Source organism: Mycobacterium sp. 1165196.3, from assembly GCF_001673415.1.
In the GTDB taxonomy this organism is placed as follows: Bacteria; Actinomycetota; Actinomycetes; order Mycobacteriales; family Mycobacteriaceae; genus Mycobacterium; species Mycobacterium europaeum_A.
The window spans coordinates 1-18,603 of record NZ_LZLU01000182.1 but is presented as its reverse complement, the minus strand read 5'-3'; the positions used below and the strand labels follow the sequence as shown (position 1 = coordinate 18,603).

The 18,603-nt window shown below is 69.3% G+C and carries 18 protein-coding genes and 1 pseudogene; 6 read left to right on the top strand and 13 right to left on the bottom strand.

Going from position 1 to position 18,603, the window contains the following annotated elements; genetic code table 11:
* Nucleotides 1–11: 11 nt before the first annotated feature.
* The 5 genes from A5659_RS19215 to A5659_RS19195 form a co-directional block, all read right to left on the bottom strand.
* Nucleotides 12–401 (bottom strand): PPOX class F420-dependent oxidoreductase, encoded by a 390-nt coding sequence (locus A5659_RS19215; RefSeq protein WP_067021058.1) that lies wholly within the window; start codon nucleotides 399–401, stop codon nucleotides 12–14.
* A gap of 31 nt (nucleotides 402–432) precedes the next feature.
* Complete coding sequence (gene cobN, locus A5659_RS19210; protein WP_067183455.1) at nucleotides 433–4,008, bottom strand: cobaltochelatase subunit CobN; 3,576 nt, start codon at nucleotides 4,006–4,008, stop codon at nucleotides 433–435.
* A 57-nt stretch (nucleotides 4,009–4,065) separates the two neighbouring features.
* Nucleotides 4,066–4,740 (bottom strand): S9 family peptidase, encoded by a 675-nt coding sequence (locus tag A5659_RS19205; RefSeq protein ID WP_156749013.1) that lies wholly within the window; start codon nucleotides 4,738–4,740, stop codon nucleotides 4,066–4,068.
* Between the two features lie 269 nt (nucleotides 4,741–5,009).
* On the bottom strand, nucleotides 5,010–5,765 hold the full coding sequence (locus A5659_RS19200; RefSeq protein WP_066867236.1) for an ABC transporter ATP-binding protein: 756 nt from the start codon (nucleotides 5,763–5,765) through the stop codon (nucleotides 5,010–5,012).
* A gap of 11 nt (nucleotides 5,766–5,776) precedes the next feature.
* Nucleotides 5,777–6,604 carry an ABC transporter permease gene (locus A5659_RS19195; protein WP_067183452.1) on the bottom strand — a complete coding sequence of 276 codons (828 nt, stop codon included), beginning with the start codon at nucleotides 6,602–6,604 and terminating at the stop codon, nucleotides 5,777–5,779.
* A 102-nt stretch (nucleotides 6,605–6,706) separates the two neighbouring features.
* On the opposite strand from A5659_RS19195, the gene cobG reads away from it, so the two are divergent.
* The 3 genes from cobG to A5659_RS19180 are packed head-to-tail and all read left to right on the top strand — an operon-like array spanning nucleotide 6,707 to nucleotide 9,972.
* Complete coding sequence (cobG, locus tag A5659_RS19190; protein WP_066867213.1) at nucleotides 6,707–7,801, top strand: precorrin-3B synthase; 1,095 nt, start codon at nucleotides 6,707–6,709, stop codon at nucleotides 7,799–7,801.
* Between the two features lie 45 nt (nucleotides 7,802–7,846).
* Nucleotides 7,847–8,473, top strand: a complete 627-nt coding sequence (locus tag A5659_RS19185; RefSeq protein WP_066881051.1) for a precorrin-8X methylmutase — start codon at nucleotides 7,847–7,849, stop codon at nucleotides 8,471–8,473.
* The gene (locus tag A5659_RS19180) at nucleotides 8,470–9,972 is read left to right on the top strand and encodes a precorrin-2 C(20)-methyltransferase (protein WP_067183449.1); all 1,503 of its coding nucleotides are present in this window, start codon (nucleotides 8,470–8,472) and stop codon (nucleotides 9,970–9,972) included. Before A5659_RS19185 ends, A5659_RS19180 begins: the two co-directional genes overlap by 4 nt.
* Before the next feature lie 8 nt (nucleotides 9,973–9,980).
* Here A5659_RS19180 and A5659_RS19175 read toward each other — a convergent pair whose 3' ends face one another.
* Complete coding sequence (locus A5659_RS19175) at nucleotides 9,981–11,630, bottom strand: PPE family protein (protein ID WP_067020605.1); 1,650 nt, start codon at nucleotides 11,628–11,630, stop codon at nucleotides 9,981–9,983.
* 128 nt (nucleotides 11,631–11,758) lie between these two features.
* Here A5659_RS19175 and A5659_RS28845 point away from each other — a divergent pair.
* Nucleotides 11,759–12,499: pseudogene (locus tag A5659_RS28845) on the top strand (DUF2275 domain-containing protein); the annotation flags it as partial.
* Between the two features lie 114 nt (nucleotides 12,500–12,613).
* Nucleotides 12,614–13,168 carry an RNA polymerase sigma factor SigC gene (sigC, locus tag A5659_RS28625; RefSeq protein WP_231997903.1) on the top strand — a complete coding sequence of 185 codons (555 nt, stop codon included), beginning with the start codon at nucleotides 12,614–12,616 and terminating at the stop codon, nucleotides 13,166–13,168.
* On the opposite strand, the gene A5659_RS19165 is transcribed toward sigC, so the two are convergent.
* Genes A5659_RS19165 through A5659_RS19150 form a run of 4 tightly spaced genes read right to left on the bottom strand, consistent with a single transcriptional unit; the run spans nucleotide 13,165 to nucleotide 16,598 of the window.
* Nucleotides 13,165–13,902 carry a cobalt-precorrin-6A reductase gene (locus A5659_RS19165; protein ID WP_197498089.1) on the bottom strand — a complete coding sequence of 246 codons (738 nt, stop codon included), beginning with the start codon at nucleotides 13,900–13,902 and terminating at the stop codon, nucleotides 13,165–13,167. The two genes, sigC and A5659_RS19165, sit on opposite strands and share 4 nt — an antisense overlap.
* Nucleotides 13,899–14,654: a precorrin-4 C(11)-methyltransferase gene (gene cobM / locus A5659_RS19160; protein ID WP_067183442.1), complete on the bottom strand. Its 756-nt coding sequence runs from the start codon at nucleotides 14,652–14,654 to the stop codon at nucleotides 13,899–13,901. The genes A5659_RS19165 and cobM overlap by 4 nt, the downstream gene beginning before the upstream one ends.
* Entirely contained in the window at nucleotides 14,651–15,817 is a 1,167-nt protein-coding gene (locus tag A5659_RS19155) for a bifunctional cobalt-precorrin-7 (C(5))-methyltransferase/cobalt-precorrin-6B (C(15))-methyltransferase (protein ID WP_067183439.1), read from the bottom strand. The genes cobM and A5659_RS19155 overlap by 4 nt, the downstream gene beginning before the upstream one ends.
* 31 nt (nucleotides 15,818–15,848) lie before the next feature.
* Complete coding sequence (locus tag A5659_RS19150; protein WP_067020593.1) at nucleotides 15,849–16,598, bottom strand: SDR family NAD(P)-dependent oxidoreductase; 750 nt, start codon at nucleotides 16,596–16,598, stop codon at nucleotides 15,849–15,851.
* A gap of 35 nt (nucleotides 16,599–16,633) precedes the next feature.
* Between A5659_RS19150 and A5659_RS19145 the strand changes: the two genes are divergently transcribed.
* Nucleotides 16,634–17,044: a F420-dependent biliverdin reductase gene (locus tag A5659_RS19145; RefSeq protein ID WP_066867196.1), complete on the top strand. Its 411-nt coding sequence runs from the start codon at nucleotides 16,634–16,636 to the stop codon at nucleotides 17,042–17,044.
* 40 nt (nucleotides 17,045–17,084) lie between these two features.
* On the opposite strand, the gene A5659_RS27215 is transcribed toward A5659_RS19145, so the two are convergent.
* The 3 genes from A5659_RS27215 to A5659_RS27205 all read right to left on the bottom strand — a co-directional run.
* Nucleotides 17,085–17,621 carry a TNT antitoxin family protein gene (locus A5659_RS27215; protein ID WP_082976125.1) on the bottom strand — a complete coding sequence of 179 codons (537 nt, stop codon included), beginning with the start codon at nucleotides 17,619–17,621 and terminating at the stop codon, nucleotides 17,085–17,087.
* A complete protein-coding gene (locus tag A5659_RS27210) occupies nucleotides 17,618–18,130 on the bottom strand; it encodes a TNT antitoxin family protein (RefSeq protein WP_082976128.1) in 513 nt (170 codons plus the stop codon). The genes A5659_RS27215 and A5659_RS27210 overlap by 4 nt, the downstream gene beginning before the upstream one ends.
* Nucleotides 18,131–18,138: 8 nt before the next feature.
* The coding region (locus A5659_RS27205) for a glycohydrolase toxin TNT-related protein (protein WP_156749276.1) at nucleotides 18,139–18,603 on the bottom strand (465 nt) is incomplete at its 5' end.

Genomic DNA, 18,603 nt, shown 5'->3' with positions numbered 1-18,603 from the left:
ACGCGGTGGTTTCAGGCCACCTTCAGCTCGAGGCCGACATTGTTGTCCATGCCGCCGCGTAGCTTGCTGACGAAGTTGAACACCTTGCCGACGATGCCGTAACGCTTGCCGATCGCGTCGTAGACGGCGGCCGTTTCCGACTTGTCCAGGATGGCCGCGGTTCCCTCGACGGCCTCGCTGGTGGGGCGACCGTTCATGGTGCAGGTGGCCAGCGTGACCCGCGGGGTGTTGCGGATTCGCTTGACCTTCCACGACTTTTCCTGCGTGATGACCAGAAGTCGGTCGCCGCGCTGCTTGTCCAGGGCCGCCCAGATCGGCGTCGGCTTGGGCCTGCCGTCCTTGGTGAAGGTGGTCAGCAGGATGTACTGCGTGTTGGCCAGGTCGGCGAAAGTTGGCGTCACGGTGTCAACCTACGCCGCGCCTACGCGGAAGTCAGCCTTCCAGATCGCCCTCGGTTTCCAGCAGCGCCTGCCGCAGCCCATCCAAGGTCTCCGGCTGCGGCGCCGCCCACATGCCGCGCCCGGCCGCCTCGAGCAGCCGCTCGGCCATGCCGTGCAGCGCCCAGGGATTGGACTCCGACATGAACTTCCGGTTCTCCGGGTCCAGCACGTAGCGCTCGGTGAGCTGTTCGTACATCCAGTCGGCCATCACTCCGGCGGTGGCGTCATAACCGAACAGGTAGTCCACGGTCGCCGCCATCTCGAACGCGCCCTTGTATCCGTGCCGGCGCATCGCCGCCATCCAGCGCGGATTGACCACCCGCGCGCGGAACACCCGGGTGGTCTCCTCCGACAGGGTGCGGGTGCGGATCGCGTCGGGCCGGGTGTTGTCGCCGATGTAGGCGGCCGGCTCCTGGCCGGTCAGCGCGCGCACGGTGGCCACCATCCCGCCGTGGTACTGGAAGTAGTCGTCGGAGTCGGCGATGTCGTGTTCGCGGGTGTCGGTGTTCTTGGCGGCCACCGCGATCCGCCGGTACTGGCGGTTCATGTCGTCGACGGCCTCGCGGCCATCCAGGTCGCGGCCGTAGGCGAAGCCGCCCCACGCGGTGTACACCGCGGCCAAATCGGCGTCGTCCCGCCAGTTGCGGCTGTCGATCAGCTGCAGCAACCCGGCGCCGTAGGTGCCCGGCTTGGATCCGAAAATCCTTGTGGTGGAACGACGTTGATCGCCATGCTGGGCCAGGTCGGCTTGGGCGTGCGCACGTACGTAGTTGTCTTCGGCGGGCTCGTCGAGGTCGGCGACCAGCCCTACCGCGTCATCGAGCATGGTCACGACATGCGGGAAGGCGTCCCGGAAGAAGCCGGAGATGCGGACCGTCACGTCGATGCGCGGGCGGCCCAGCTCGGCTAGCGGAATCGGTGCCAGGTCGACGACGCGCCGCGAGGCGTCGTCCCACACCGGTCGAACGCCCAGTAGGGCAAGGACTTCGGCGATGTCGTCACCGGCGGTGCGCATGGCCGAGGTGCCCCAGACCGACAGCCCGACCGACTGTGGCCACCGCCCGTGGTCGTTGCGGTAGCGGGCGAGCAGCGAATCGGCCAGCGCCACACCGGCTTCCCAGGCCAGCCGGGACGGCACCGCTTTGGGGTCGACGGAGTAGAAGTTGCGGCCGGTGGGCAGCACGTTGACTAGGCCGCGCAGCGGCGAGCCCGACGGGCCGGCCGGGATGAACCGGCCGTCCAGGGCGCGCAGCACCTGCTCGATCTCGGCGGCGGTGCCGGCCAGCCGTGGCACCACTTCGGTGGCCGCGAAGCGCAGCACCGCGGCGACTTCGGCATTGTCGGTGATCCGTTCGACCGCATCGGCCCCCCAGCCCGCCGCCTGTAGCGCGGCAACGAGTTCGCGGGCCACGGCCTCGGTTCGGTCGACCGCGGACCGGTCGTCGGTGCCGTCCTCGGCCAGACCGAGGACCTGCCGCAGCCCGGGCAGGGTGTGCTCGCCACCGAACAGTTGGCGTGCCCGCAAAATCGCCAGCACCAGGTCCAGTTCGGCCTCCCCCGTGGGCTTTTGGCCCAGGATGTGCAGGCCGTCGCGGATCTGGACGTCCTTGATCTCGCACAGCCAGCCATCGACGTGCAGCAGCATGTCGTCGAAGGAATCTTCCTCGGGACGTTCGGTGAGACCGAGGTCGTGGTCCATCTTCGCGGCCCGCATCAGCGTCCAGATCTGCTGGCGGATGGCGGGCAGCTTGCCGGGATCCAGCGCGGCGACGTTGGCGTGCTCGTCGAGCAACTGCTCCAAACGCGCGATGTCGCCGTAGGATTCGGCGCGCGCCATCGGCGGGATGAGGTGGTCGACCAGGACGGCGTGCGCGCGCCGTTTGGCTTGGGTGCCCTCGCCGGGATCGTTGACCAGGAAGGGGTAGATCATCGGCAGGTTGCCCAGCGCGGCGTCGGGCCCGCAGGCCGCCGACATACCCAGCGTCTTGCCGGGCAGCCATTCCAGGTTGCCGTGCTTGCCCAGGTGCACCACCGCGTGCGAGCCGAAGCCGGCGTCCAGCCAGTGGTAGGCGGCCAGGTAGTGGTGGCTGGGCGGCAGGTCCGGGTCGTGGTAGATGGCGACGGGGTTCTCCCCGAAACCGCGGGGCGGCTGCACCATCAGCACCAGGTTGTCCGATTGCAGTGCGGCGATCACGATTTCGCCGTCGGGGTCGTTGCTGCGGTCCACGAAGAGATTCCCGGGCGCCGGGCCCCAGTGCTCGGTGACGGCATCGGTGAATTCGGTGGGCAGGGTCGCGAACCATTCACGATAGTCTTTGGCGGACATCCGAATCGGATTTCCGGCCAGCTGCCCTTCGGTGAGCCAGTCGGGGTCCTGTCCGCCCCGCTCGATCAGCGCGTGGATCAGGGCGTCGCCGTCGTTGGCCTCGACGCCGGGCAGCTCACCCACCCGGTAGCCGTGCTCGCGCATCGCCTGCAGCAGCGCCACGGCGCTCGCCGGCGTGTCCAGGCCGACCGCGTTGCCGATCCGGGCGTGCTTGGTCGGATAGGCCGAGAACACCAGGGCGACCCGCTTATCCGCCGGGGCGACGTGGCGCAGCTGTGCGTGCCGCACCGCCAGTCCCGCGACGCGGGCGCAGCGTTCCGCGTCGGCGACATAGGAGATCAGCCCGTCTTCGTCGATTTCCTTGAAGGAGAACGGCACCGTGATAATGCGGCCGTCGAATTCGGGCACCGCGACCTGACTGGCCACGTCGAGCGGGCTCAGGCCGTCATCGTTCTCGCGCCACGAGGCGCGCGGGCTGGTCAGGCACAATCCCTGCAGGATCGGGATATCCAGGCTGGCAAGGTGTTCGACGTTCCAGCTGTCGTCATCCCCGCCGGCGGACACGGTGGCCGGCTTCAGTCCCCCGGCGGCCAGCACGGTGACCACCATGGCGTCGGCGGCACCCAACCGTTGCAGCAGTTCGGGTTCCGCGGTGCGCAGCGACGCGCAGTAGATCGGCATCGGGCGCGCGCCGGCGTCCTCGATGGCCCGACAGAGCGCCTCGACGTAGCCGGTGTTGCCGGCCAGGTGCTGCGCTCGGTAATACAGCACCGCGATCGTCGGGCCGTCGACGTCTTCGGCGTTCGGCCGCGGTAGCTCGCCCCACGTCGGCGTCACGACCGGCGGGGTGAACCCGAACCCGGTCATCAGCACCGTGTCCGACAGGAAGGCGTGCAGCTGGCGCAGGTTGTCGACGCCGCCATGGGCTAGATAGATGTGCGCCTGCACCGCGATGCCGGCCGCGAGCGTGGACAGGCTGGTCAGCTCGGCGTCGGCGGCCTGCTCGCCGCTGACCAATACCGTGGGCACCCCGCTGGCGATCACCGCGTCGATGCCGCTCTGCCAGGCGCGGTAGCCGCCCAGGATCCGCACCACCACGACGGCGGCGTCGGCCAGCAGGTCGGGCAGTTCGGATTCGGACAGCCGAGACGGGTTGGCCCACCGATAGTTTTTCCCGCTGGAACGGGCGCTGATCAGGTCCGTATCGGAGGTCGACAGCAGCAGGATGGTCGGCTCAGCCACCCATCATTCGTACCGCAACGGGGCGCGCCCGCACCTACTGGGCCGCGACCGCACCGCTCAACCGCCCAGCATCGCCGCGATCCGGTCGGCAACCTGTTGGGCGACGATCCGCGCCGGTCCGTCTTTGGCCGGTTCGTAGCGGTCCGCGAGGGCGTCGTAGTCGGCGCCGGCGATCGAGCCGTGATCGGCCGCCAGCTCTACCAATTCCACCGGCCAGCCCACCCGCTCCAGGCGGGCGGCGAAGTTTCTGCTCGCGTCGACGGGGACGACGTCGTCGTCGACGCCGTGCAGCAACGTGAACGGTGAACCGATTTCGGCGCCGTTCAGGACGTCGGGCAGGGAGGCACCGAAGATCGGATCGGGGACCATGAAGGCTCCGGCGAGGCAAACCGTGTGCGCGGGAGCGAAGTCGAGCCGCGCGGCGTGCAGCGTCACCCCCGCCGCGGCCGCACCACCCATTGACCACCCGACGAGCAGGATGCGCGCGGCGTCGGTGGCGAGGTTGCGGGCGAATTCCAGCGACGCCAACAGGTCCGCGCGCCCGCCGTCGTCGGCATGGGAGTTCCAGTCGGGCGCGACCACCACCGCGGCGCGCCCGGCCAGCATGCCGGCCAGCGGGCCGACGGCCGCGCGGGCATCGGTTTGCGCCCCGTGCCAGAGCAGGATCGTGGATGGCGCCGGTTCGCCGAAGACATCGGCCAGTCGACCCGGGGCGTATTCCAGCGTTCTCACGGGCACCAGGATGCCCATACTGACGCGTGTTCAATCCTTGGAGTGAGGGGCGAGGCTTCGGCGCCGCCTCATTGAATCGGGTGGTCCACCCAGTTGGCAGACCTGCGGGTCGCCACAACGGCCACCGGTGAATTTAATCGCGCTGCGGCCCAATAGTTTTGGGCTACTGCGGGCGCCCAGTGGCGGCGTGGGCCCCAACCGGCCGTGCGCGAAACACTTCCGGCCGACAGCAATCCGACCGTCGCGGCCAGCGCGGCGAAACCACTTGCTCACAGGCGCACCCCGAGGCGATCCAGCAACTCCGCGCGGTGCTGCTCAGTGTGCGGACCGGGGTCACCGGGCGCGCGGCGCGGATCGTCGACAGTCAGCGTGTGGATGACACGGCCTTCCTCGAGCACCAGCACGCGATCGGCCAGCGCCACCGCTTCGTCGACGTCGTGCGTGATCAGCAGCACCCCGAACCCGTGGCGGCGCCACAGATCCAGTAGCAATGTGTGCATCGTCAACCGGGTCAGCGCGTCGAGCGCGCCGAACGGTTCGTCGAGCAGCAGCAGTCGCGGTTCGGCGACCAGCGCCCGGGCCAGCGAAACGCGTTGCGCCTGACCGCCGGACAGGGTCAGCGGCCAGGCGCCGGCGTGGTCGGCCAGCCCGACGTCGGCCAGCGCGCGCTCGGCGCGCTCCCGCACCTGCTGGCGCGGGAGGCGGCTGCGGGTCAGGCCGTAGCCGACGTTGGTGCGCACGTCGCGCCACGGAAAAAGGCGCGGCTCCTGGAACGCCAGCGCCGGCGCGCCGGACACCACGCGTTGCCCACTGTGATCGCGCGACAGCCCGGCGAGCACCCGCAGGACCGTCGACTTGCCCGAGCCGCTGCGCCCGAGCAGGGCGACGATCTCGCCACTCTTCACGCGCACCGAAACGTCGTTGAGTACCTGCCGGTTTCCGTACCACTTGTCGACGTTGCGCAGTTCGCCGGCGATGTCGGTCCGCCCGCGGGTGGTGGCGTCCGATTCAGCGGTGAGAGTCAAGCCGGGACCTTTCACTGTCGGTAGCGCAGCGTGCGGCGCTCGATGAGCCGGACGATCGCGTCGGTGATGATGCCGAGCAGGGCGTAGATGGTCAGCCCGAAGATGATGATGTCGATCCGCAGGAAATCGCGGGCATTGTTGATCAGGAAGCCGATTCCCTTGTCGGCGTTGATCTGCTCGGCGACGATCAGCGTCAACCACGCGATGGCCAGCGACTGGCGCAAGCCGACGAGCACCTGCGGCGCGGTGCTGGGCACGATGATCCGGGTGAACCGCTGAGTGAACGAAAAGCCCAGCACCTGAGCGGTTTCCAGCATCTTGGGGTCGACCTGGCGGATCGCCGAAAAGGTGTTGAGGTAGAGCGGGAAGACCACGCCCAGCGCGACGAGCAACACCTTGGGCAGCTCGCCGATCCCGAACCACAGGATGAACAGCGGGATCAGCCCCAGGTGCGGCAGCGCCCGGATCATCTGCATGGGCGGGTCCACGGTCGATTCGACCCAGCGGGACAGGCCGACCGCCGCGCCCGCCACGATTCCGATGACCCCGCCCAGCAGCAGCCCCTCGACGACACGGACGGACGAGATGTGCAGCGCGTCGCCGAGCTGCCCATTGCGGGTCACCTCCACGCCGGCCTCGAGGATCAGCGAGGGGGCCGGCAGCACGTCGGCGGGGATGATGCCTATCGCGCTGCCCAGCTGCCACAGCGCCAACAACGCCAGCGGCGACACGACGCGCACGATTTCCCATTTGCGGCGCGCCCACAGCCCGCTAGCCCCGCCGGCTGGGCCGCCGGCCGGCTTGCTCGAGGCAGCATCGAGCGCGGTGGCAATGCTCACTGTGCCGACGCTAAGGCGCGGACGGGGGCCCGGGTAAGGGTTTACGTCTGGCTGAAGGCAATCCCGACCGGCGTGTGACGCTCGGGGCCGTACCGTGGACGGGTGGCCAGGACGCGCGACACCGACGCATGCCCGGGTGCGCTGCAGGTGCACCAGGCGGCCGACGGTGCGCTGGCCCGGATCCGGCTACCCGGCGGCATGATCACCGCCGCCCAACTGGCCGCGCTGGCCGCCGTCTCCACCGCATCGGGTTCGGGAACGCTCGAGCTGACCGCTCGGGGCAATGTGCAGTTGCGTGGGCTGACCGACGTCCAAGCGGTCGGCGAGGCGCTCGCCGCCGCGGGGCTGTTGCCGTCGGCGACGCACGAGCGGGTCCGCAATATCGTCGCCTCACCGCTGTCCGGACGCTCCGGCGGCCATCTCGATGTCCGGCGCTGGGTCGGCGAACTCGACGCCGCGATCTGCGGCAAGCCCCGGCTCGCCGAGCTGGGCGGTCGATTCTGGTTCGGCCTGGACGACGGGCGGGCCGACGTCTCCGGGCTGCGCGCCGACGTGGGCGTGCACGCCTTTCCCGACGGCTGCGCGCTGCTGCTGGCCGGACGCGACACCGGTGTCCGGCTGGCGCACGACGAGGTGATCGACACGCTCGTCGCGCTCGCGATGCGGTTCCTCGATATTCGCGAAACCGCTTGGCGCGTCCAGGAATTGGACGACCTACGACGGCTGGTGCCCGGTGCCAAGCCGCGCGCCCCCTCGTTCCCGGCCGTCACCAAGGCGCCGGTGGGCTGGATCGGCCAGGACGACGGCCGGGTGACGCTGGGCGCCGCGGTGCCGCTCGGCGTGCTGCCGGCGCGCGTCGCGGAGTACCTGGCGGCGATCGAGGCGCCGCTGGTGATCACGCCGTGGCGCTCGGTGCTGGTGTGCGATCTTGCCGAAGAGGTCGCCGACGTCGCGCTGCGCGTCCTGGCGCCCTTGGGCCTGGTGTTCGACGAGAACTCGCCTTGGCTGAGCGTCAGCGCCTGCACCGGCAGCCCCGGCTGCGCGCGGTCGGCCGCCGATGTGCGGGCCGACGCCGCGCGGTCGCTGGATCCCGATTCGGGGGTGCACCGTCACTTCGTCGGCTGCGACCGGGCGTGTGGCAGTCCGCTCACCGGTGACGTGCTGGTGGCCACCTCGGACGGATACCGGCGCCTGTAGCCGGGTGCGGCGGGTCACCACGCGGGAGAGCCTTAAAGTGGGCGGGTGCTCGACTACATCCGCGACGCGGCGGAGATCTATCGCCAGTCGTTCGCGACGATCCGCGCCGAAGCCGATCTGGCGCGATTCCCCGCCGATGTGGCACGGGTGGTGGTCCGGCTGATTCACACCTGCGGGCAGGTCGACGTGGCCGAGCACGTCGCGTTCACCGACGACGTCGTCGACCGGGTCGGCGCCGCCCTACGCGGCGGCGCTCCCGTGCTGTGCGATTCGTCGATGGTGGCCGCCGGCATCACCGCGGCGCGGTTGCCGGCCGACAACCAGGTGGTGTCCCTGGTGGCCGATCCCCGGGCGGCCGAGTTGGCCGCGCGCCGGCAGACCACTCGTTCGGCGGCCGGCGTGGAGCTGTGGGCGGACCGGCTGCCCGGCGCGGTGCTGGCCATCGGCAACGCCCCGACCGCGCTGTTCCGGTTGCTCGAGCTGATCGACGACGGGCTGGCCCCACCGGCCGGGGTGTTGGGCGGACCGGTGGGTTTCGTCGGGTCGGCGCAGTCCAAGCAGGAGCTCATCGCCAACCCCCGCGGGACGTCGTATCTGGTGGTGCGGGGCCGCCGGGGCGGCAGCGCCATGGCGGCCGCGGCCGTCAACGCGATCGCGAGCGACCGCGAGTGACCGCAGCGGGCACCGCGCAAAGCGCCGACCGGGGGACACTGTGGGGCGTCGGGCTGGGGCCCGGTGACCCGGAATTGGTGACCGTCAAGGCCGCCCGGGTGATCGGCGAGGCCGACGTGGTGGCCTACCACAGCGCCCGGCACGGCCGCAGCATCGCGCGCGGCATCGCCGAACCGTACCTGCGGCCCGGCCAGATCGAAGAGCACCTGGTCTATCCGGTCACCACCGAGACGACCGACCATCCCGGCGGCTATGCCGGTGCGCTCGAGGACTTCTACGTCGAGGCCACCGAGCGCATCGCGGCGCATCTGGGGGCCGGTCGCAATGTGGCCCTGCTGGCCGAGGGCGATCCGCTGTTTTACAGCTCCTACATGCATCTGCACACCCGGCTGACGGAGCGGTTCGACGCGGTCATCGTGCCGGGCGTGACGTCGGTGAGCGCCGCCTCGGCGGCCATCGCGACGCCATTGGTGGCCGGCGACGAGGTGTTGTCGGTGTTGCCGGGCACCCTGCCGGTCGAAGAGCTGACCCGACGGCTCGCCGACGCCGACGCCGCCGTTGTGCTCAAGCTCGGCCGTTCGTATCACGCTGTGCGGGAAGCTCTTTCGACGTCAGGACAACTTGACGACGCGTTCTATGTGGAGCGGGCAAGCACCGCTTCGCAACGCATCCTGCCCGCCGCCGACGTCGACGAGGCCGGCGTCCCGTACTTCTCACTGGCCATCCTGCCGGGCGGGCAGCGCGGCCGGCGCGCTGCCGCCGTCGGCAGCGTCACGGTGGTGGGTCTGGGCCCCGGCGACATGGATTGGATGACGCCGCAGACCCGCCGTGAGCTCGCGGCGGCGACCGACCTGATCGGCTACGGCGGCTACCTGAGCCGCGTCCCGGCCCGCGACGGCCAGCAGCGTCACCCCAGCGATAACCGTGACGAGCCCGAGCGGGCCCGCCTGGCCTGCGCGCTGGCCGAACAGGGCCGCGCCGTGGCGGTGGTGTCCTCGGGCGACCCGGGCGTGTTCGCGATGGCGACGGCGGTGCTGGAAGAGGCCAAGGAATGGCCGGGCGTGCAGGTGCGGGTGATTCCGGCGATGACAGCGGCCCAGGCCGTCGCCAGCCGGGTCGGCGCACCCTTGGGGCATGACTACGCGGTGATCTCGCTGTCGGACCGCCTCAAGCCGTGGGAGGTGATCTCCGCGCGGCTGCAGGCCGCCGCGGCCGCCGACCTGGTGCTGGCCATCTACAACCCGGCTTCCAAGTCGCGGACCTGGCAGGTCGGGGCGATGCGCGACATCTTGCTGGCCCACCGCGAACCCGGCACCCCGGTGGTGGTCGGCCGCAACGTCTCCGGCCCGGACGAAGACGTCCGCGTGGTCAGGCTGGCCGATCTCGAGCCCACCGAGATCGACATGCGCTGCCTGCTGATCGTCGGGTCGTCCCAAACCCAGTGGTACTCACACGATTCCACCGACCGGGTCTTCACACCGCGGCGTTACCAGGCCTGAAACGCCGGCTAGTCGCGATCCCAGGTGCTCGGCATCATCGGCAGGGTGGGGCCGTCGCTCAGCCCGTCGCGCGTCAGCGTGGCCAGCCCGGTGGCTTGCGCGGCATCGGGTTTGGTTGCGGCGCCGGCGAATCCGAGCGGTCCCGCACTGTCCTCGGAAGGGCGGGGGGCGTACGGGTCTCCGGCGTCGGCGGCCGGGGTCGTCCCCCCGTCCATCTCCATGAACTCATAGCGGTAGGCGCGCTCGGTGGCGGTGCCGCCGCGACGCCGGCGGGCCCGCGCCTTCTTCTTGGCCTCGGCGGCCGCGGCCGCGGCGGCGGGCGTGTCGAGGTCGTCGGACGACGGTTCCTCCGACTTGCGCCGAGACCGGCTGCTCGCGCTGCCGCGCGCCGACAGTCCCGAAAGCCCCACGGCGTACAGGGCGTTGAACGCGTTCGCTCCGATGCCGTCGGTCGCCGTGGGACCGAAGCCGACACCGGGTCCGCCGCCCACCGGTCCCCCGCCCGCCGATCCGGCAACGGTCGTCGCGGGCGCGGTGGACGGGGTGGGCACGTGGCTCACGCTCGCCGGCGCGGTGGCGATCGTCGGCGTCGGGGCGATGACCGGCGCGGGCGCCGCCGCGACCGCCGGCAGGGGCGCGGGCGTCGAGAGCGGGACCGCGACGCTGATCGCGGTGACCGCCGCGGCCACCCCGCCCGCGGCGGCCGCGCCGATGGCGGCCACGACAACCGGGGCGAGCACCACCGCCATCTGGATCGCGAGCTGAATGAACGGCCAGAAGATCATCAGCGTGTGGAAGATGGCCCAGCCCAGCGCGGTCGACAGGGCCGGCGAGAGCCCCAACTGGCCGAAGAACGAGGCGAGGCTGTTGACCCAGGGCACCGGCGGGAACGGCCACCCACCGGGGTTGAGGTCCTTGGACACCGGCCACGCGAAGTTCTGGGTGTACTGCTGCAGCCACTGGGTGAGCTGGTCCATCCACGACGGATAGGTCTGCGTCGCCGCCTGCTGCTGGGCGCTCGAGGTGTCGGCGTTGTTGAGGTTGGAGCCCGAACTCGCGGCCGGCGCGACGGCGGCCGCCTGTACCGCCGCGACGCCGGCGGTGGCGGCCTCGGCCCCGGGTACGACGATCGTCGGCGCGGGCGTCGTCGCGGGGACCGCCGCCAGCGCCGATTCGCTGACGGCCTGGTAGGTGGTCATCGTCGTGGCGGCCTGCACCCACATCCGCGCGTAGTCGGCCTCGTTGACGGCGATCGGAATGGTGTTGATCCCGAAGAAGTTCGTGGCGACCAACGCCCCGTGCACGGCATGGTTGGCAGCGAGCTCGCCCAGCGTCGGCATGGCGGCCAGGGCGGTGGTGTAGGCGGTGGCCGCGGTCTCGTGCAGGGCCGCGGCCGTCGTGCTCTTGGCCGCGCTTTCCAGCAGCCAGGCCTGATAGGGGGCGTGTGCGGCCACGTACTGGTCCGCGCTGGGGCCGTCCCACGAGCCCGCCTGCACCGCCCCCAGCACTCCGCTGAGCTCGGCTGCCGCGGTCGCGTAGTCGGTGCTCAGCGACGTCCACGCGGTGGCGGCGGCCAGCAGCGGCGCGGGGCCGGGGCCGCTACTGAGCAGTGTCGAGTGCACTTCGGGCGGAAACGCGATCCAGATCGGGGCGGTCATCGTCGGGGGCCTTCGGGCAAGGACACGAATACCTCTTCGGTGCATCTCGTGGGTGGGCTGGCGATGCGTACGACCAGAGGTCGGTTGCCGCCGCCGTTTAGTTCCCCGCAATTTCGTTCCGGGGCCAAATGTGGCGAGTCTTTGCGCGGGGCCGGGCCATGCGCAACGATGCAGGGATGCGGTGTGAGATTGCGCGCGAAGCGCTGTCGGCTCGATTGGACGGCGAGCGTCCCCAAGTCCTCGCGCAGCAAGTCGACGCCCACCTCGAATCCTGCCGCAGCTGCCGCTCCTGGTTGATCGGGGCGGCGGTGCAGACGCGCCGGCTGGCTTCGGTGACGCCCGGCGAGGGCCCCGACCTGGTCGACAAGATCATGGCGAGCATCGGCGAGCAGGCCACCGGACTTCAGGCCCGGATGCGCTGGCTGCGGTCGCACTACCGGCGCTGGGGCCTGATCGCGGTCGGCCTTTTCCAGGTGGCGATCGCCGCCGCCCAAATCAGCGGAATCGATTTCGGCATGGTGTCCGAGCATATGCACGGCGCGATGTCCGGTGAGCACCTGATGCACGAGTCGACGGCCTGGTTGCTGGCGTTAGGTCTGGCGATGATCGCGGCCGGTGTCTGGCCCGCCTCGGCCTCGGGAGTGGCGGCCATCACCGGTGTCTATTCCGTTGCGCTGCTGGGCTATGTCATCGTCGACGCCTTCGCCGGCGAGGTGACCGCCACCCGCATCGCCAGCCACATGCCCCTGTTGTTGGGCTTGGCGTTTGCGTTGCTGGTGGCGCGTGAACGGGTGGGCTCGCACCGCCGGCGCGGCTCGGATGCTTCGGACGACGCACACTTTCCCGCCTGGGCGGCGGACTCACCCAGCGGTCGGCGGCGCGGGCATCTGCGGCCCATCAACCATGCCGCCATCGACCCCACCGCATCGTCTACGACGGGCCGTCGTAGAATCGGAAAACTCGCACAACAAAGGTGGTTGGGCATGATCGCGCCGAGCGATGACGAGGCCGTAACCGAGCTCGCGTTGTCAGCCGCGCGCGGAAACGCGCGAGCGCTCGAGTCGTTCATCAAGGCCACCCAGCAAGACGTGTGGCGGTTCGTCGCCTATCTCTCGGATGCGGGCAGCGCCGACGATCTGACCCAAGAGACCTTTCTGCGCGCCATCGGCGCCATCGAGCGGTTCTCCGGGCGTTCGAGCGCGCGGACCTGGCTGCTCTCGATCGCGCGCCGCGTGGTGGCCGACCACATTCGCCACCTGCAGTCGCGGCCCCGCGCGGCCATGGGTGCCGATCCCGAGCACGTGGTGCGCGCGGACCGGCACGCCCGCGGGTTCGAGGACCTGGTCGAGGTGACCACCATGATCGCCAACCTCAACGCCGAACAGCGCGAAGCGCTTTTGCTCACCCAACTGCTCGGCCTGCCCTACGCCGACGCCGCCGCGGTCTGCGGTTGCCCGGTGGGCACCATTCGTTCCCGCGTCGCGCGCGCCCGCGACGCGCTGCTGGCCGACGGCGAGCGCGGCCACCTAACCGGCTAGCGCGAACCCTGTAGCGCGCCAACCCATTCGGCGGCCTCGGCCACCGTGCCGACGGTCGACACGCCGGCCGGTAGCGGCGGGCGCGCCACCATCACCACCGCAACGTTCAGTGCCGCCGCGGCATCCAGCTTCGCGCGGGTCATGTCCCCGCCGCTGTTCTTGGTGACCAGCGCGTCGATGCGGTGGTCACGCAGCAGCGCGAACTCGTCGTCGTAGCCATACGGTCCGCGGGAGAGCACCACCCGGTGACGGCGCGGCAATGCCGAAGGGTCGGGGTCGGTGACCGCACGGATCAGAAACCACGCGTCGCTGCCGGCGAAGGCCCACACGCCCGAGCGCCCGGTGGTCAGAAACACCCGCGAATAGCCTTGCCGGGCAACGGTTTCAGCGGCATCGGTGTCCGAATCGACGACGATAGCGGGGCCCGGGTCCCAGGCGGGGCGCGCCAGGATCAGGTGAGGTATCCGCAATTCGGCGCAGGCGGCGGCGGCGTGCGCCGCCATGGTGGCCGCGAACGGGTGGGTGGCGTCGACGACGGCGTCGATGCGTTCGTCGTGCAGCCAGCGCCGTAGCCCGTCGACGCCGCCGAACCCCCCGATGCGCACCGGTCCGACCGGCAGGGCAGGGTCGGGCACCCGGCCGGCCAGGGAGCTGACGATGTCGATGCGGGGATGCAGCGCTTTGGCCAGGGCGCGCGCCTCGCCGGTGCCGCCGAGCAGCAGGACGCGCATCAGTGCCGACTCCCCCGCGCCCGCCCGGTCGAGTACAGGTAGCTGTCGGTGAATCCCCCGGCGGTCAGCGCGTCGCCGACGACGATCACCGCGGTCTTGGTGATGCCGGTCCGATGCATCTGCTCGGCGATGTCGGCCAGCGTGCCGCGCAGCACCGCCTCTTGCGGCCAGCTGGCGAAAGCCACGACGGCCGCGGGTGTCTCGGCGCGGTAGCCGCCTTCGAGCAGTTGCGGAACGATGGTGTCGATCTGGGCGGCGGCCAGATGCAGGACCAGGGTTGCGCCGGACCGGGCCAGGGTCTTCAGGTCTTCGCCGGGCGGCATGGCCGTCGACAGGGTCGCCACCCGGGTCAGCGTCACCGTCTGCGCCACCCCCGGGACGGTGAGCTCGCGCTTCAGCGCGGCCGCCGCGGCGGCGAAAGCCGGAACCCCGGGCACGATTTCGTAGTCGATGCCCAGGGCATCGAGCCGGCGGCACTGCTCGGCGAGCGCGCTGTACAGCGACGGGTCACCGGAATGCAGGCGCGCCACGTCGTGGCCGGCGGCGTGCGCCTCGCTGAGTTCGGTGATGATCTGCTCGAGCGTCAGCGGGCCGGTGTCAACGACTTTCGCGTGGGGCGGGCACAGGGCAAGCAGGTCGTCGGGCATGATCGATCCGGCGTACAAGCACACCGGGCAGGATCGCAGGAGCCGCTGACCGCGCACGGTGATGAGGTCGGCCGCGCCCGGGCCGGCGCCGATGAAATACACGGTCACTTGGTCACCACCCACTGGGTGACCGGGTACTGCGGGCGCCAGCCGGTGAATGCGCCCAGCGGCTCACCGTGATAATGCTGGAAGCGTCGCAGCTGCCCGCCCAGGCGCTGATGTGCTTGCGCCAGAACGGCTTCCGATTCGGTGGTGACCACATTGACGACGAGCCGTCCGCCGGCGGGCAGGTTGTCCAGGCAGGCGTCGAGCAGACCGGGCTGGGTCAGTCCGCCGCCGAGGAAGATCGCCGACGGCGGCTCGGCGCCGGCGAATGCGTCCGGAGCCTCGCCGCGCACCTCGATGTCGGCCCCGAAGGCCGCGGCATTGATGTCGAGATTGTGCCTGCGCCGCTCATCGCGCTCGAATACCACTGCGCTGCAACCGCGCCCGCTCAGGCACCACTCGATGCTGATGCTGCCCGAGCCGGCGCCGATGTCCCACAACCGCTCGCCCGGGCGCGGCGCCAGGGCGGCCAACGTCACCGCGCGGATCCCCTGCTTGGTGATCTGCCCGTCGTGGGTGAACGCGTCGTCGGGTAGTGGCGAGACACGGTCGTCGGGCAGGTAGCGCACGGCAATCACGTTGAGATCGTCGAGGTCTCGGTCACCGGCCCAGTCGCGGGCGGTGCCGTCGCGGCGGTGCTCGTCTGGGCCGCCGAGGCGTTCGAGGACGGTGAATTCGGACTCGCCGCGGCCATGCGCGGTGAGCAGTGCGGCGAATTCGCTTGGCGTGGACTTGTTCTGCGACAGCACGATCGCTTGGCCGCCGCGGCGCACCGCGGTGCGCGGCTGCGCGGTGACCAGGCTGATCACCTCGGTGTCGTGGACGTTCCACCCCATTCGCGCGCAGGCCAGCGTCACCGAGGACACGTGCGGCAGCACCCTGACGTTGCCGCTGCCGTGCAGTCGGATCAGGGTGCCGCCGATGCCGTGCAGCAGCGGATCGCCGCTGGCCACCACGTGCACGTCGCCCGTGTGCTCATCGAGCAACGTCTGCAGCGCGGGCATCATCGGCGACGGCCATTGTCGTCGCGGCGCGGGCACCGTGTCATCGAGAAGGTCGAGTTGCCGCTGGGAGCCGTAAATGATTGCGGCCCTGCGGAGTTCGGTGCGTGACGCTTCGCCGAGTCCGGGCATGCCGTCGGCGCCGATGCCGACCACGACGATCATGAGCGCCGCTCTGCATGGTCGCCGGCGCGGATCATCGGGGCATCCTGCGCCAGATGAACTGCGGCAGCAGGCGCATCACGGCCGCCGCCGGTCCGAGCGCCCACGGGATCCACACCGTGCGGCGCCCCTTTGCGAGCGCTCGTGCGGTCGCGGCGGCCACTTGGGCGGGTGTGCTCGACAACGGTGCGGGCGACATGCCTTCCGTCATGCGCCCGATGACGAATCCCGGGCGGGCGATCAGCAGGCGGACGCCGGTGCCGTGCAGCGCGTCGGCCAAGCCGCTGGCGAAGCCGTCCAGGCCGGCCTTGGCCGAGCCGTAGACGTAGTTGGCGCGACGCACGCGTGCGCCGGCGATCGAGGAGAACACCACCAGCCGCCCGTTGTCCGCTTTGCGCATCGCGGCGGCCAACTGGGTGAGCAGGCTGACCTGGGCGAGGTAGTCGGTGTGCACGACGGCGACGGCGTGCGCGGCGTCGATTTCGGCGCGGGCCTGGTCGCCCAGGATGCCGAACGCCAAGACCGCAGTGCCGATGGGACCGTGCTCGGCGACGATCGAGGCGACCAGCGGCCCATGCGAGGCCAGGTCGTCGGCATCGAATTCCCGGGTGTCGACCGCCGCGGCCCCGGCGAGTTTGAGCGCGTCGACCTGGTCAGCGAGTTGATCAGCGCGGCGGGCGGCCAGCACCACCGTCGCGCCGGGCGCGAGGAGTCGCGCCAGCTCGATCCCGATCTCGCTGCGGCCACCCAGGATCAGTACTGGACCTGCGCCCGTGTCGTCCACGGCTGCGATTATCACCTGCGCTAGCGTGGGCGGTGATGGCGAATACCACTACCCGGCTCACCGATGACGCATTGGCGTTCCTGTCGGAACGCCATCTGGCGATGCTGACCACGCTGCGAGCCGACAATTCGCCGCACGTGGTGGCGGTCGGATTCACCTTCGATCCCAAGACGCACATCGCGCGGGTCATCACCACCGGGGGTTCGCAGAAGGCGGTCAACGCCGATCGCGGCGGGCTGGCCGTGCTCAGCCAGGTGGACGGCGCGCGGTGGCTGTCGCTGGAGGGCCGGTCCAAGGTCAACAACGACCCCGACGCCGTGCGCGACGCCGAGCTGCGATACGCCCAGCGCTACCGCACCCCGCGCCCCAATCCACGACGCGTGGTCATCGAGGTTCAGATCGAGCGGGTGCTCGGGTCGTCGGATCTTTTGGACCGGGGCGAGTAGGTCCTACCGCGGATCTGTTTTACGGGAATTCGATTCACAGTTATCGACACTCGAAGAGCGGCTTTCCGTCTGGATCGATCGCCGACGCTTCAATTTCGTCAATCGTCGCCGTTAGATAGAGCGCGAGTTTCTTAAGTTCCGCTGTTGCAGTTACTTCATCAGCGCTGCCGATAGCTACCGTTGAGCCGTCAGGTGCAACTAGAGCGAAGCGTTCGAGACCTTCATAGTCGCGAGTTTCGACGTTGAAGTTGGGCCTAACTTCGTGTGCCCCAGTCGGCATGCCCACTCGGGGCAGACCCCTCGCGCTGCGGATGTACATGCCGAACTTTCCGAACAAGTACTTCTCGATCGTCTCGATGGATGAAGCTGCCAGAACGAAATTTTCGGATTCCATTCGGTCGGAATCAGTAATCACAAACCAACCGTCTTGCCTGTCCCCAATAAAAAGCCGCGTCTCGCCTAGCGCCGACCAAAATATTGGCCGTCCGTCGGTCGTGCTCGAACCAGGTGTGAGTGTGTAGTCAGCCAATTTAGCCCACTGCTCGAGGCGTGGGGAGACTTCTATGCCGCCTGTCATTTGGTCTTATCCCAAACAGTAAACAGCGGCCTCCCGTCGGGAGCTTGGAACGAGGCTTTGATGTCATCGACAGAAGCATCCAAGTAGTGTGACAACGCCACCAGTCGGTCAGTTGCTCCGATCGCTACAGTGTGTCCCGCGCGATCGACAAGGGTGCTTCGTTCTTGACCTGCAAAGAGCTGCTTCTCGATAGCAAATCCTGGAAGCAATTGATGACGCTCAAATGGTGCTCGGAGTAGTGGCAAATCCCCGCTCCGCACCGAGCCGCCAAAAGCCCCATATAGATACCTTTCCGTTACAGGCATTGTCTTCCCGGCAAAACTAAAGCCCTCGGGTCCCATCCGATCGGACGACGTGATCACATTCCAACCATCAACAAAGTCAATATAATTGCGCGTTTCTCCACCTTTGTTCCAGATGATCGTCCGTCCATCGTGGGTCTGCGAGCCCTGGATCATGTCCAGTCCTGCCAAACGGATCCAGCCTTGCAAATCAGGGGTGAGATCCACGCTGCTCCTCACTGTCGCAATACTCCTATTCTTGTTAGTTCGTCGATGGGTCGTGCTTCGCCCGCATCATCGAATATGCGGACTTGAATCGAACCACCCGGCTGGCCTACACCGGGTCCCGCCTCCGAAACCTCGATACTCCACCCTTCAGGCAACTGCCCGAAGGTGTAGGCGTTGTACGGATCGCGAAGGGAATTGACGTGAAGGGCCCGCTCTTCCCATGTAGCCGGTCGGCCATCCTCCACAACAGCCAAATACTTGCCATCCGATTTGCCGATCCGATCGAGTAAATGACCATAGTCTCGTAAATAGGACTCAGCGTTGGTATAGGCGGCCCGAGTGCCGGGTACGGCACCATGGTTACCAGGAAAGTTCATCCATCGTTGACCTTCAGGCCCAACGCTGTTGAAACGGGCTGCATATTGCTCTGCGGTGTAGGGATGCCCTTCTGGGTCGCGACCGAATGGCGCTTC